Annotated in this window: 14 protein-coding genes; 13 read left to right on the forward strand and 1 reads right to left on the reverse strand. The window is 68.5% G+C overall.

Annotated elements, in window-relative coordinates:
• Window positions 1–60: 60 nt before the first annotated feature.
• From IE173_RS08120 to IE173_RS08135, 4 genes are read left to right on the forward strand one after another with little or no spacing between them, the layout of a single operon-like run.
• Window positions 61–1,347, forward strand: a complete 1,287-nt coding sequence (locus IE173_RS08120; RefSeq protein ID WP_191282939.1) for a C-glycoside deglycosidase beta subunit domain-containing protein — start codon at window positions 61–63, stop codon at window positions 1,345–1,347.
• A gap of 16 nt (window positions 1,348–1,363) precedes the next feature.
• Window positions 1,364–2,833, forward strand: coding sequence for a C-glycoside deglycosidase beta subunit domain-containing protein (locus IE173_RS08125; protein ID WP_191282940.1), 1,470 nt, complete (start codon window positions 1,364–1,366; stop codon window positions 2,831–2,833).
• Complete coding sequence (locus tag IE173_RS08130; RefSeq protein WP_229841970.1) at window positions 2,830–3,780, forward strand: alpha/beta hydrolase; 951 nt, start codon at window positions 2,830–2,832, stop codon at window positions 3,778–3,780. Before IE173_RS08125 ends, IE173_RS08130 begins: the two co-directional genes overlap by 4 nt.
• Before the next feature lie 20 nt (window positions 3,781–3,800).
• Window positions 3,801–4,559 carry a GDSL-type esterase/lipase family protein gene (locus IE173_RS08135; protein WP_191282941.1) on the forward strand — a complete coding sequence of 253 codons (759 nt, stop codon included), beginning with the start codon at window positions 3,801–3,803 and terminating at the stop codon, window positions 4,557–4,559.
• Window positions 4,560–4,578: 19 nt separating this feature from the next.
• Here IE173_RS08135 and IE173_RS08140 read toward each other — a convergent pair whose 3' ends face one another.
• Window positions 4,579–5,538: a LysR family transcriptional regulator gene (locus tag IE173_RS08140; protein ID WP_373298457.1), complete on the reverse strand. Its 960-nt coding sequence runs from the start codon at window positions 5,536–5,538 to the stop codon at window positions 4,579–4,581.
• A 144-nt stretch (window positions 5,539–5,682) separates the two neighbouring features.
• Between IE173_RS08140 and IE173_RS08145 the strand changes: the two genes are divergently transcribed.
• The 9 genes from IE173_RS08145 to IE173_RS08185 all read left to right on the forward strand — a co-directional run bounded on the left by IE173_RS08145 (window position 5,683) and on the right by IE173_RS08185 (window position 13,730).
• Window positions 5,683–6,477, forward strand: coding sequence for a TIM barrel protein (locus tag IE173_RS08145; protein WP_191282942.1), 795 nt, complete (start codon window positions 5,683–5,685; stop codon window positions 6,475–6,477).
• A complete protein-coding gene (locus tag IE173_RS08150; protein ID WP_191282943.1) occupies window positions 6,474–7,997 on the forward strand; it encodes a GMC oxidoreductase in 1,524 nt (507 codons plus the stop codon). The genes IE173_RS08145 and IE173_RS08150 overlap by 4 nt, the downstream gene beginning before the upstream one ends.
• Window positions 7,994–8,938, forward strand: coding sequence for a sugar phosphate isomerase/epimerase family protein (locus IE173_RS08155; protein ID WP_229841971.1), 945 nt, complete (start codon window positions 7,994–7,996; stop codon window positions 8,936–8,938). Before IE173_RS08150 ends, IE173_RS08155 begins: the two co-directional genes overlap by 4 nt.
• On the forward strand, window positions 8,935–9,894 hold the full coding sequence (locus IE173_RS08160; RefSeq protein WP_191282944.1) for a sugar phosphate isomerase/epimerase family protein: 960 nt from the start codon (window positions 8,935–8,937) through the stop codon (window positions 9,892–9,894). The genes IE173_RS08155 and IE173_RS08160 overlap by 4 nt, the downstream gene beginning before the upstream one ends.
• Before the next feature lie 106 nt (window positions 9,895–10,000).
• Window positions 10,001–10,396 carry a C-glycoside deglycosidase beta subunit domain-containing protein gene (locus IE173_RS08165; RefSeq protein ID WP_191282945.1) on the forward strand — a complete coding sequence of 132 codons (396 nt, stop codon included), beginning with the start codon at window positions 10,001–10,003 and terminating at the stop codon, window positions 10,394–10,396.
• Complete coding sequence (locus IE173_RS08170) at window positions 10,393–11,496, forward strand: sugar phosphate isomerase/epimerase family protein (protein WP_191282946.1); 1,104 nt, start codon at window positions 10,393–10,395, stop codon at window positions 11,494–11,496. Before IE173_RS08165 ends, IE173_RS08170 begins: the two co-directional genes overlap by 4 nt.
• 13 nt (window positions 11,497–11,509) lie before the next feature.
• Window positions 11,510–12,547 carry a sugar phosphate isomerase/epimerase family protein gene (locus tag IE173_RS08175; RefSeq protein ID WP_191282947.1) on the forward strand — a complete coding sequence of 346 codons (1,038 nt, stop codon included), beginning with the start codon at window positions 11,510–11,512 and terminating at the stop codon, window positions 12,545–12,547.
• Window positions 12,544–13,299: a nuclear transport factor 2 family protein gene (locus IE173_RS08180; RefSeq protein ID WP_191282948.1), complete on the forward strand. Its 756-nt coding sequence runs from the start codon at window positions 12,544–12,546 to the stop codon at window positions 13,297–13,299. Before IE173_RS08175 ends, IE173_RS08180 begins: the two co-directional genes overlap by 4 nt.
• 14 nt (window positions 13,300–13,313) lie before the next feature.
• Window positions 13,314–13,730, forward strand: coding sequence for a C-glycoside deglycosidase beta subunit domain-containing protein (locus IE173_RS08185; RefSeq protein WP_191282949.1), 417 nt, complete (start codon window positions 13,314–13,316; stop codon window positions 13,728–13,730).
• The last annotated feature ends 14 nt before the right edge of the window (window positions 13,731–13,744 follow it).

Genomic DNA, 13,744 nt, shown 5'->3' on the forward strand with positions numbered 1-13,744 from the left:
GTTATGCGTAGATCATGACTACTTATGTATCTTTCTGACAAATACTGATAACGTCAGGTCGTGCTCCTCGAGAAAGACCTCATCCAGGCGACCGGCTTCCGCAACGTCCGCTCCGGGGGCGAGATCACCGGCTTCCAGCTGCGGGTGCGGATGCCCTCCTACCGGGGCATGGCGGCATCCCTTATCGACGGCATCGGCGTGAAGGTCGGTGCCCTCGAGTTCGAGGTCACCGCGCCGCTGTGGACCTTCGGTGGCACCACCTACACGCTCGCCGAACTCTGGGAGAGCGATGACGTGCGATGGCAGCTCGACGAAGCCGCCGTCGTGACCGTGCCCTATGCCGGCGGCCTGCCGGAGGGCATCCACGAGGTGTCGATCGAGCTGCGCCTGCGGATGTCGTACATCCCGATCGAGCACCAGCCGAGCACCTATCGCGAGACCCGCCACATCACCCTCAGTTCCGACATCGCCGGCGACCCCTTCAAGTACGGCGTCTCGCTCTATAGCTACATGGGCGACTTCGGCACCGTGCTCGACCTGGAAACCGCCCTGGCTCACGTCGCCGACGTCGGCGCGACGGGCATCGAGATCCTCGGCGAAGGCCACATCCCGGGATATCCGAATCCCTCGACGGCGTGGATCGACGAGTGGTTCCGGCTGCTCGAGAAGTACTCGCTCGAACCGACCAACTACGGCTCGTGGATCGACACCCGCCTGCACCCGGGCCGTTCGATGACTCCCGTCGAAGGAGCCGCGGCGATCCAGCGTGACCTCCGGCTGGCGAAACAGCTCGGCTTCGCGTTCGTGCGGCCCAAGATCGGCGTCGTGTCGAGCGACCTCGTGCCCGACCCGATCTGGACGGAGTCCGTCGAGCGCAGCCTCGACCTCGCCGCCGAGCTGGATGTCGTCATCTGTCCCGAGATCCACTCGCCGACCCCGATCAAGCACGAGGTCGTCGACGGCTACATCGAGTTGATCCAGCGCACCGGAACCAAGCACTTCGGCATCCTGCTCGACACCGGGATCTTTCAGGATCGCCCCATTCCGCTCCGCCCGGGGGAACTGCCCGGGCACCGCCCGGCGTTCCTCGACGGCATCGGGGTCGACCCCGCCGACGTGCTCGACATCATCGACTACGTCGTCTTCATCCAGGCGAAGTTCCACGACATCGACGAGAACCTCCACGACCAGCAGATCCCGTGGGAACCCGTCCTGCGGGCCCTGAAAGACGCCGGCTACACCGGCTACCTCTCCAGCGAGTACGAGGGCGAGCGCATCCCCTGGCGCTCGATCGAACAGGTGCGGCGCCAGCACTCGCTGATGCGTCAGACCGCCGCACGTCTCTAGCCGACGAGGAAACGCCATGCCCAACGGACTGATCACCGACGACAGTCTTCGCGTGCACCCCGAGGGGGCCGCCCTCTCCCTCACCCTGCCGTGGTATCGCAGCCTCTGGCTGTCGTCGGTCGTGCGGCTGGAGGTCGCCCTCGACGGCGTCGCGGTGCCCGCCGACGACCTGACGCTCGAACTCGCGGGCGTCCGTTATCGCCTCGACGAACTCGCGCAGCAGAGCGAGGTGCTCTGGTACCTGCAGCAGCATCCGCTGCTCATCGTGCGCCGCGACACCCCGATCGCGCTCGGTGAGCGCCATGAGGTCGCGATCTCGGGTGAGTTGCGACTGCCGTACATGCAGATCGCTCCCGGCGCCGACGGCGCACCCGGCATGTACGTTCCCAATCACGTGCGCCAGTCGTCGACGCTGACGGCGACCGATCGGGATGCCCCGGCTCCCGTCATCGGGCACGAGAGCCTTCCGCCGGTGCCCGAGGCGGGCGGCGACCCGTTCAAGCTGGGCGTCACGCTCTATTCGGCGAGTGCCGAGTTCCGCGCCGGCTGGTACGACTTCGACGGCCTGCTCGATCGGGTGGCCGAACTGGGCATCGGCCCCGGAATCGAGATCGTGGCGTCGCAGATGATCCCGAGCTATCCGGCGGTGAGCGACGAGTTCGTCGCGACCTGGCGGGCGGCGTTCGACCGTCACGGCTTCGAAGCCAGCTCGTTCGGGGCGAACCTCGACATGGGGCGCCGTCGCGATCGTGACATGACCCCCGACGAGGAGTTCGAGGTCTCCGAACTGCTGTTCCGCGGCGCGAAGAAGCTCGGCTTTCCGCTCGTGCGCATCCAGAGCGCGAAGCCGGAACTGTTGCGCCGGCTGCTGCCGATCGCGGAGCAGCTCGAGCTGGTGCTCGCCTATGAGATCCACGCGCCGATGGGGCCGAACTCACCCGAGATCATGAAGGTGCGCGACCTCTACGACACCCTCGACTCGCCACTGCTCGGGTTCGTCGCCGACTTCTCGTCGACGATGCACGCGATGTCGCCGACGCTGCTGCGCGCCGTGCGCCGTGCCGGGCTCGACGACGAGGCCATCGCCCGGCTGCAGGAGATCTGGGCGACCGATGCCCCGATGCGCGAACGCCAGCAAGAGTTCATCGGCTACCTGACGGGCCGCGACTTCGATCCCGGTCGGCTGGGGTCGTTCGCGCACCTCGCCTTCAACATGCACGGGCACGTCGACCCGCGGGAATGGGGCGACATCATGCCCCAGATCAAGCACGTGCACGCGAAGTTCTACGACATCGACGCATCGGGTCAGGAGCCGGCGATCGACTACCCGGAGCTGGTGCGGGTGTTCGTCGACGGCGGCTACCGCGGGTACTGGTCGAGCGAGTGGGAGGGTCACGCCTTCGCCGAACTCGGCGAGGTCGACCCGCTCCTGCTCGTGCGCCGTCAGCACGATCTCATCCGCACGAGCATGCGGGCGGTCGCGTGACCGACCAGCCGGCCGCCGAGCGGGCTGAGCTTCCCGACTTCCGGCGGATGCCCGTGCGGGAAGCTCTCGCCTGGCTCGCCGCGAACGGGGAGCCGCCCGACCCCCGGCCCGACATCGACACCGACTCCCTCGTGCGCCGCTTCCCGCACCTGGCCGCAGTCGAGACTCAGGACCTCACGGTCGACGGCCCGAACGGGCCGATCCCGATGCGTTCCTATCGCGACCCCACGGCGGCTCCCTCGGGGCGCGGCCTCGTGTGGGCGCACGGGGGTGCGTTCATCGGCGGCCACCTCGAGATGCCCGAGTCGAACTGGGTGGCGCGCGAGCTCGCGAGCCGCGGCATCCCGGTGCTCGCCGTCGACTACGTGAAGTGCCTCGCCGGAGTGCACTTCCCGGCGCCGCTTGACGACGTGCACGCCGCCTGGCGCTTCGGTCACGAGAACGCCGAACGACTGCTCGGGGTGCACCCGCGAGATCTCGTCCTCGGCGGCGCGAGCGCGGGCAGCACGCTCGCGTCCGCCGTCGTCACCCGCATGGTCGAAGAGCACGATCCGGGGCGTCCGCCGGCACTGCTGCTCGTCTACCCCCTGCTGCACCCGAACGGCAGCGCGCCCTCCGCGGAGCTGGACCCGGCATCGCCCCTCGACGAACTCGCCCTCAACTACGCGGGCTCTGTCGAGGCGCTCGCCGACCATCGCGTGTTCGCCGGACTCGGCGACGGCCGCGGCTTCCCGCCGACGTTCATCGCGCTGTGCGAGAACGACCGGCTCCGGCCCTCGGGTGAGGCCTTCGCCGCCACTCTCGAGCGGGCCGGTGTGCCGGTGACCCGCTACCTCGAGCCCGGGGCCGAGCACGGTCACATCGACCATCCCGGCGACCCGGGCGCACTGCGGACCCTCGACGCGATCACGCACTGGGCCGTGCGGCCCGACCGACCGACTGACTGACGAAACGAAGGAGACACCCGATGACCAAGTCGCGCACCGAGAACATGATGGCCGAGTACCTCGAGCAGATCCTCGAACCCGGAGTGAAGATGGACCTCGAGGCGATCTTCGCCTCGCCCGAGGTGCAGGAGGCCCGTCGCGAGGGAGAGGAGCGCCTCCGGCTGGACTGGGCCAACCTCGGCCGCTACGCCGTCGCGAACGAAGAGGTGCGGCGCGGGCCGGCGCCGACCGCCGTCCTGCTCGGCGACTCGATCACCGAGAACTGGAGCGCGGCCGATCCCGGCCTGTTCGCCGGCGGCCTCGTCAACCGGGGTATCGGCGGTCAGATCGCCGCGCAACTCCTCGTCCGCTTCTCCCCGGATGTCGTGCGCCTGCAGCCGCGCGCCGTGCACGTCATGGTGGGAACCAACGACATCGGCGGCAACCTCGGCCCGGTGTCAGACGAGACATTCCAGGGCCACGTCACGTCGATGCTCGACATCGCCGACGCCAACGGCATCCGCGTGATCCTGGGCAGCATCATTCCCGCATCGAACCTGGGCTGGAGTCCCGACCTCGATCCCGCCCCCATCATCGCCCGCTGGAACGCCTGGCTGCGGGAGTTCGCGGCCGAGCGCGGTGCCGTGTACGCCGACTACTTCCCGGCGCTCGCCGACGCCGGGGCGGGCCTCGACGAGCGTCTCGGCAATGACGGGGTGCATCCGAACCGCGCGGGGTACGAGGTGATGCGGCCGGTCCTCGAGGCGGCGCTGCGCTCGTTAGGGCTCGACGCGGACTGACGCTCGGTCCGCCTGACGCTCAGTCCTCGCGGTGCGTCTGGGACTCGACGATGCGGCCCGCCTCCTCGAAGAGGCCGCGCATCCACGCGTGCTCGGGGTCGCGGCCGTGCACGGGATGCCACCACAGGGCGTTGACCAGCGGTGTCGGCTCGAAGGGCAGGCCCACGATTCGGATGCCGCCGGCCTGTTGGGCGAGCGGGACGAGCGCGGCCTGGATGAGGCCGATGCGGTCGGTCCCGCGGATGAAGTGGGCGACGGAGAGGAAGCTCTCGGCGACGACGTCGATCCGCGGCTCGACGCCGAGCTGTTGCACCTGACGTGCCGCCGAGGTGTAGGCCGAGCGCGACTGGTAGGTCATGACCCAGGGGAGCCGGGCGATGTGGTCCATCGTCAGCTGTTCGCCGACTTCGCTCTCGTCGGCGACGACGGCTCGCCACTCGTCGCGCCACAGGTCGGCGTACGGCAGGTCGGAGACATGGCCGTGCGGAATGACCATGCCGTCGGCCGATCGCAGCCTGTTGGTCACGTCTTCGACGATCGAGGGGTTGTGGAGCATGAAGCGGAACCGCACGCCGGGCGCTCGCTGCTTCGCGAGCTCTGAGACGACCCGGCCGATCGTGACGAAGCCGTAGTCGGATCCGTAGATCGAGAACTCTCGGGTCGATTCGGTCGGCTCCCACTGCGCCTGGCTTTCGAACACCCGCCGGGCGGCTTCCAGAGCGGTCGAGGTGTGTTCGGTCAGGCGGATCGCGAAGGGGGTCAGCTCGTAGGCGTTGCCGCGGCGGGCGAGGATCTGGTCGCCGAAATGGGTGCGCAGTCGTGCGAGGGAGGCGCTCAACGCGGGCTGGCTGAGGTGGAGTCGGTCAGCGGCCCGCGTGACGCTCTGTTCGGTGAGCAGGGCGTCGAGGGAGACCAGGAGGTTGAGGTCCAGGCGCGAGAGGGGAGAGTTCTCTGCCACGGTCGCGACACCTCTCTCCATCGGGCTTTCAGTGTATCGCTCGCACGGATGCGCGATCGATGGCGTATCGCATTGGTCGATACGCGAAGTCTTATGTGTGAATCAGGAAAGGTTATGCTTGGTTTCGACTTATCCGCAGACGACGACTGTCTCCGAGGAGATCCCATGTATCAGTTGGCCCCCAACATCGAGCTGCTCTTCACCGAGGCCGGCGACTACCCCGATCGGGTCCGCGCCGCAGCGGCCGCGGGGTTCACCGCGGTCGAGATGTGGGGTCCGACGGGCGCCGACGCCCCCGCCAAGCCCAAGGACATCCCGGCGCTCAAGGCCGCTCTCGACGAGACGGGACTGGTACTCACCGCGCAGCTCTCGGAGCCCCGCACCCAGTTCATGATCCCGCCGTTCGACGACTCCCCCTTCTTCGACAAGCTCGACGAAGGCGTCGCGATCGCACAGCAGCTCGGCTGCCCGCGCATCGTCGTCGGAAGCGGCACCGGATTCGGCGGCAGCAAGCGCCAGGTGCAGCTCGACAAGCTGATCGACATCTACACGCGTGCGAGCGCGCAGATCGCCGGCTCGGGCATCACGCTCGTGCTGGAGCCGGTCAACGGTCGGGTCGACCACCCCGGCGCCCTCCTTGACCGCACGGCCGAAGCCGCCTACGTCGCACGGGGAGTCGGCTCGCCCTTCTTCGGTGTGCTCTACGACCTCTACCACTCGACCGTGGAGTCGGAGGATCCGGCGACCGAAGTGGCCGCGGCCGCCGACGTGATCAAGTACGTCCAGATCGCCGACGCCCCGGGACGCGGCGAGCCGGGCACCGGCGCGATCGACTGGCCCGCCTCCCTCGCGATCCTTCGCGCCGCCGGATACGACGGACCGATCGGTCTGGAGTACTACCCGACGACGCCGTCCGCCGAGTCGGTGCGCTTCATCCAGAAGGTCGCGGCGGAGGCATGAGCCCCCGGCAGTACCCGGATGCCGTCGACGTCGTGATCGTCGGCAGCGGTCCGACCGGGGCCGCCTACGCACGCATCCTCAGCGAGCGCTCACCTGCAGCATCGATCGCCCTGTTCGAGGTCGGGCCCACGGTCTCCGACCCGCCGGGCGCGCACGTGAAGAACATCGTCGACCCCGAGGCCCGGGCTCGCGCCCAGCGACTGTCCGAGGGCCCGGCGGCGGGGCAGGAGACGGCCGCGTCGCCCGCAGACATGGGTGGTCGGCGCGCGCGCCCCGGCACCTACCTGCTGCCCGACGGCTTCCAGGCGCCAGGTGAAGACGGCATTCCGATCGCCGCGTTCTCGAGCAACGTCGGAGGGATGGGGGCGCACTGGACGGCCGCCTGCCCGCGACCCGGCGAGAGCGAGCGCATCGACTTCCTCCCCGACCTCGACGAGCTGCTCGCCGAGGGCGACCGTCTGCTCGGTGTGACGGTCGACGCGTTCGAGGGCGCGCCGTTCGCCGAGCTCGTGCGCGAGCGCCTGGCGGCGGTCGTCGACGAGGGTCGTCCCGCTGATCGACGGGTGCAGCGCATGCCCCTGGCGGTGCATCGCCGGGCCGACGGCCGGCTGGTCTGGTCGGGGTCCGATGTCGTCTTCGGCGACGTCACGCGCGCGAATCCGGGGTTCCGGCTGTTCGACCAGTCGCTGGTGACCCGGGTCGCCCTCGAAGACGGTGAGGTGTCAGGCGTCGAGGTGCGCGACCTGACCACGGGAGAGACGGCTCACGTCGCAGCCCGGTACGTCGTGGTCGCCGCCGACGCCCTGCGCACGCCTCAGCTGCTGTGGGCATCCGGCATCCGCCCTCCGGCACTCGGGCACACGCTCAACGACCAGCCGCAGGTGCTCTTCGCCACCCGCATCCGGGACGCGCAGCCACAGGGTGACGCTGTGGCGGCCGACGGAGCGCTCAGTGAGACGAGCGGAGTCAGCTGGGTGCCGTTCACCGACGCGATGCCGTTCCACGGGCAGATCATGCAGCTCGACACCTCGCCGGTGCCGCTTCCGGTCGACGACCCCGTCGTGCCCGGCTCCATCGTCGGCCTCGGGCTGTTCTGCGCGAAGGATCTGCAGTGGGATGACCGAGTCGAGTTCTCCGACTCCGAGGTCGACGGCTACGGGATGCCGGCGATGCGCCTGCACTACCGGCTCACCGAGAACGACCACGCGACGCTCGATCGCGCCCGCGCCGAGATCGTGCGTCTCGCGCGCGCGGTCGGTGAGCCGCTCGACGAGAAGCCGTTCACCCTGCCCGGCGGCGCTTCGCTGCACTACCAGGGCACCGTGCGTATGGGCACCGCCGACGACGGCACGAGCGTGTGCGACCCGGACAGCGCCGTGTGGGGAGTGCCCGGCTTGTTCGTCGCGGGCAACGGAGTCATCCCGACCCCGACGGCGTGCAACCCGACCCTGACCTCGGTGGGGCTCGCCGTGCGCGGCGCCCGCCGGATCGCCCGCGAACTCGAAGGGAGCGCCGCATGAAGTGGAGCTACATGGATCACTGGCGCAGCATGTCGCCGCACGGTCCGATCGACCAGTGGGAGTCGCGCACCTCGATGGACCGCTTCCTCAAGCAGGTGGCGGCGGTCGGCTACGACGCGATCGACACTTTCGACTTCCGCTGGTACCAGATCATGGGCGAGTACGGCTCGGTCGCGAACTACCAGGAGTTCGTGCAGGAGCGCGGCCTGGAACGGATCGTGAACACCTTCCACGCGGCCGACTACGACCCGCGGGTGTACGCCCCGCATGTGCCGGAGACGCACGCGAACATCCTCGAGGACTTCCGGGTGACGATGGATCGCTGGTCGGGCATCGAGCTGGACAACATCATCGTGATGCCGGCGACGCTCTACTACGACATGGAGCCGGTCACCGAGGACAAGATCAAGACCACCGCCGAGCTGTGGAACAAGGTCGGCGCGATCACGAAGGATGCGGGGGTCAAACTGACGTGCCACCACGAGTTCTTCTGCGGCATCCAGTCGCGGGCCGAGCTCGACACCTTCTACGCGCACACGGACCCCGAGCTGGTGAACCTGTTCGTCGACACCGCGCAGCACTGCATCGCGAGCGTCGACCCGATCGACTTCTACGAGTCGTATGCGGACCGCGTCACGGGGTTCCACTTCAAGGACACCCGCCACCAGGACCTCATCGGCGACTACCGCCGCCGTCCCGACTCGGAGATCATGGCCGACACCACAGAGAAGTGGTTCCACGAGATGGGCGACGAGGGCGGACTCGTCGACTTCGAGAACTTCATGCGCGCGGTCGTGCGGCACGGCTACGAGGGCTACCTGAGCGTCGAGCACGACAAGGCAAACAAGCTCGGCGGCGACCACGCCGAGAGCACCGCGATCGCCCGCTGGTACGCGAAGAACGTGCTCGAGAAGGTCGCGGCCGAGGAGGTGGCCCGATGATCCGCTGGGGCTATGCGATCAACCAGTTCAACCCGCAATTCGACGACTTCGTGCGGCGGCGCCAGCACCAGCGCGCCCTGCGGGTCATCTCGATCTCGGGGTTCTCCGGGGTGGAACTCTCGTCCGGGTCCGGGCGCTGGGAGCCGCTGGGCAACCCGACGCAGATCGCGGCGAACTTCGGCTCGGTCGCGGGCTTCGGTGAGTTCGTGCGCGAGGCGGGCCTGGATGCCGTCAGCAGCTGGTTCTGGGACCCGTGGACGCGTTTCGGCGAGGACCTCACCCACGGCGACGACCCGACGGATCCGGCGAAGCGGGATGGTCTGATCGCGCACGCCGAGTGGTTCGCCGCGGCGCTCGCCGAACTCGGCGGCAGCGTACTCGTCGTGCGCCCCGCGCCGTACGCCGGGCAGGTGCCGCGCCTCGACGACGCGGCGATCGCGACGCTCGCCGCGTCGTGGGAGGCCGTGGGAACCGCGATCGCGGCCCACGGCATCCGGCTCGGTCTGCACTTCGACTTCCTCTCGTCGCTGCGCGCCGACGACGGGCTCGAGCGGCTGCTCGCGGCGACCGACCCCACGCTCGTGGGGCTCGCTCTCGACACCGCCGAGTTCGCGATCGCGGGCCGGGACGCCGTCGCCGCGGTGCGCGCCCACGCCGACCGGATCGTGCACGTGCACCTGAAGAACGCGGCGGCCATCGACACCGACGAGGAGTACCTCACCTCCGCTGCCGAGTACACCGTCCTGCGGGCCGGCGGCGCCCGCGTGGTACCGCGCTGGTTCAACGAGCTCGCGACCGAACCGCTGCTCGTCGATGCGCCCGGCGTCGTCGCCGAGCTCGTCCGGGCCGGCTACGAGGGGTGGGTCGTCGTCGAGAGCGACTTCTCGCCGCACCCGGCCACGAGCGTCATGCTCAACGGCTGGGAGGTCCAGCACGTGCTGGCGCCGATCTCATGACTCTCGAGTACGGCGCGCAGGTCGCCGGCATCCGAAGCATCTGACCGGTCATTTGACTTACGTCAGAATCCGACAATAGAGTGTTGAAAGACGACAAAGGAGTCTCATGATCCCCGATCGCATCATCGAGCAGGGCACCCTCTCGACCGACGGCTCCCGCGCGACGGTGGAGGTGCGCCTTCCGTGGTATCGCGCCATTCCCGGTTCCTGCATCTCCGAGGCGAGCCTCACGGTCGACGGCGTTCGGGCCCCCGACGAGTCCGTGCGCTGGACCATGAACGGTCGCACGTTCGCGCTCGCGGACCTGGTCGACGAGGTCGAGGAATGGTGGTTCCCGACCGACTCGGTCGAGCTCTCCGGTGACATCGCGGTCGCCGACGCCGGTGCCGAGCACCAGGTCGACGTCGAGCTCAAGCTCTACATCCCCTACATCGTGACCGATCACGGCGTGCTGCGTATCGAGGAGCACGACACCAAGACCATGAAGGCAGCGACCCGATGACCGACACGCTCGGCACCCCCGTGCAGGGTGTGACCCTCTACAGCTTCACGCGGGCCTTCCACGGCCGTGAGTACGACCTCGAGGGACTCATCCGAAAGGTCGCGGCCGAGGGCTTCGGCCCCGGCCTGGAGATCATCGGCTTCTCCAGCTTCCGGGGCTTCCCGAAGCTCGAGGACGACTACGTCGGTTGGTTCCGGGATCTCGTCGCCGAGGTCGACCTCGTGCCGACGTCGCTCGCCATCAACGGTGACTGGGCGCTGCGGCCGCAGAAGCTGATGACACAGGACGAGCTCATCGCCTACATGACGCGTCAGATCGAGGCGGCCGCCCGACTCGGTTTCCCCATCGCGCGCGTGCAGATCTCGCTCACGCCCGACTCGATGGAGCAGCTGCTCCCCGTCGCCGAGAAGTACGGCGTGACGCTCGCCCTCGAGGTGCACGCCCACCACCACGGACGGCACGAAGACATCCTCGCGCTGCGCGACCGCTTCGCGAAGCTCGACTCCCCGCTGCTCGGCTTCACCGCCGACTGGGGCGCCACGGTCAAGGGCTTCGCGCCGTCGCTGCTCGAGGCCTACCGCCGACGCGGCGCCACCGAGGAGCTGCTGACCGCGGTGTCGGAGCTGTGGAACCAGACGTACCGCGAGGGTCCGCCGACGACCGAGGCCGAGCACGGCAAGCGCTTCGGTGCGTTCATCGGTCTCGCCCACCAGCACGGCCGCCCCGACCTCGGGATCGACTTCGCCATCAACGGCACCGGCTTGTTCGGGCCGGCCCCCGTCGACACCTGGCTCGAGATCGCACCGTTCATCCGCCACTGCCACGGCAAGTTCTTCGGCATCGACGCCGACGGCGAGGAGCCCTCGGTGCCCGTGCGGGAGCTCATCGCGCTGCTCGTGTCGATCGGCTACAACGGCGCGGTGTCGAGCGAGTACGAGGGCTGGCACTGGAACTACTGGGAGAGCCCCTTCGACATCATCCGCGCCGAGCAGGCGGTCCAGCGCTCCGCTGCGGCCGACGCGGGTTCGCGGATGATCACCGACCCCGCGGAAGCACGCGCCGTGCATTCCGCCCATCTCGCGCGCCCCGTGCGCGGCTGACCAGAGGAACGACATGACCGACACCGACGGGATCGCCGGCACCGGAATCAAGCTCGGCACGACCCTCTACTCGCTGACCAGCGAGTTCGCCGCCGGGCTCTACACGCCCGAGACGCTCATCGCCGCGGTGGCGCAGGAGGGCATCGGGCCGGGCGTGGAGTTCAACATCGCCCAACTGCTGCGCACCTATCCGGACGTCGACGACGACTTCGTGAAGCTCTGGTTCGACTCGCTCGAGAAGTACGGACTCGAGGCGAGCGCCGTCGGCACCAACCTCGACATGGGTCGCCGCAAGGATCGCGACATGACTCCGGACGAGGAGCACGACTTCATCGCCCGCCAGTTGAAGACCGCGCACACGCTCGGCTTCCGCCGGATCGTCATCCGATCCGCGGGCAAGGAGCTGCTGCGACGGCTGCTGCCGCTGGCCGAGGAGTACGACCAGTACCTCGGGTACGAGATCCACGCACCTTCGGGTCCGAACGACCCGAAGGTGCTCGAGATCCGCGAGGTGTACGACGAGCTCGGCAGCGAGCGCCTCGGCTTCACCGCCGACTTCTCGTCGACGATGCACAGCCTCTCGCCGACGCTGCTGCGCACCCTCGGCGAGATGGGGATGGACGAGAAGTACTTCCCGATCATGGACGAGATCTGGCGCAAGCCACTGCCGATGCACGTGCGCAACCAGGAGTTCGAGGACGTCCTCACCGCCGACGGCGTCGACTTCCTCGCGTTCGGGCCGTTCACGCGTCTCGCGTTCAACATGCACGGCCTCGTGCCGCCGGAGGAGTGGCTCGACATCATGCCGCAGATCTTCCACGTGCACGCGAAGTTCTACGCCATCGACGCATCGGGTCAGGAGCCGGCGATGGACATCCCGCGCATCGTGCGCCAGTTCGTCAAGGGCGGTTATCGCGGATACCTGTCGAGCGAGTGGGAAGGCCACGCGTTCGAGGACCTCGGACGAGCCGATCCCATCAAGCAGGTCCAGCAGCAGCACGCGCTCATGCGCGCCACCATCGAAGACGCCGTACGAGAGGGAAGCAAGTGACCGACACCACCGCCGAGATCCAGGCCTTGCGTGAGGAGCTTGCCGCCGTGCGCCACCTGGCGCAGCGTGCCGAGGACCGGGGCCAGGTCGAGAACCTGTTCAACCGGTACATGCACCTGCACAACGCGTTCGAGGACGAGCAGATCATCCCGCTCTGGGTGAAGGAGGGCACGGAAGGCATCCGCGCTCGCTACACCAACGCCGGCCAGTACACGACGTGGGAGAGCGTGACCCGCTACCACCGCGACCGGCCCCGCCCGGTGGGCAAGCTCATCCTCCACGCGACCACCACCCCGGTGATCGAGGTCGCGGGAGACGGACAGACCGCCAAGGGCGTCTGGCTGATGGCGGGCACGGAGTCGGGCCTCACCGACCCGAAGGTCGCCGAGGCGTTCCCCGACATGTACTCGCCCGAAGAGGTGCTCGGCAAGAAGGTCTGGGCCCACTGGGTGTGGTGCAAGTACGCGATCGACTTCCTCAAGCAGGACGGCGAGTGGAAGTTCTGGAAGTTCCGCTGCTACGAGCTCGCTCGCGCCCCGTTCGAGGAGAACTGGGTGAGCTTCGGCCTCAAGAACCAGGGCGCGTTCGACCTCGACCTCATGTACTTCGGCGAGGACGGTAAGCCGGTCTTCATGCCGCCCGCCGACGAGCCGGTCGCCGAGCCGAACCACCCGTACAGCCCCGAGACGGTGCAGAAGCTCGAGCCGGCTCCGCCGGTTCCGCATGCGACCTTCACCGACACCTACCTCTGAGGAACGGATCGGTCATGGCCACCCACAACACCACTTTCAGCGAGAAGGATGTCCGGCGCACCGATACCGGCATCGCGGTTTCGCTTCAGATCCCCTGGTACCGGAGCCTCTGGCTCTCTGCGGTCGACGGGGTCGCCGCGAGCGTCGACGGCGTCGCGATTCCCCCCGAGAAGCTGACGTTCGTGCTCAACGGTCGCAGCTACCGCATCGAGGAGCTGCCCGACCAGTGGGACACCCTCTGGTTCCTCGCCGATCGCCCCGACCTGCTCATCGACCTCGGGCGCGCGCCTGACGCCGGCGAGAAGCTCGCGGTCGAGGTCGTGCTCACCATGCGGCTGCTCTACATGCAGATCATGCCCGGTCAGGACGGCGGGCCCGGTCGCTACGTGACCAACCGCGTCCCCACCGAACGGGACGTGGTGATCGCGTGACGACACTGCGGGTC

The sequence above is a fragment of the Pseudolysinimonas yzui genome, assembly GCF_014653215.1.
In the GTDB taxonomy this organism is placed as follows: Bacteria; Actinomycetota; Actinomycetes; order Actinomycetales; family Microbacteriaceae; genus Pseudolysinimonas_A; species Pseudolysinimonas_A yzui.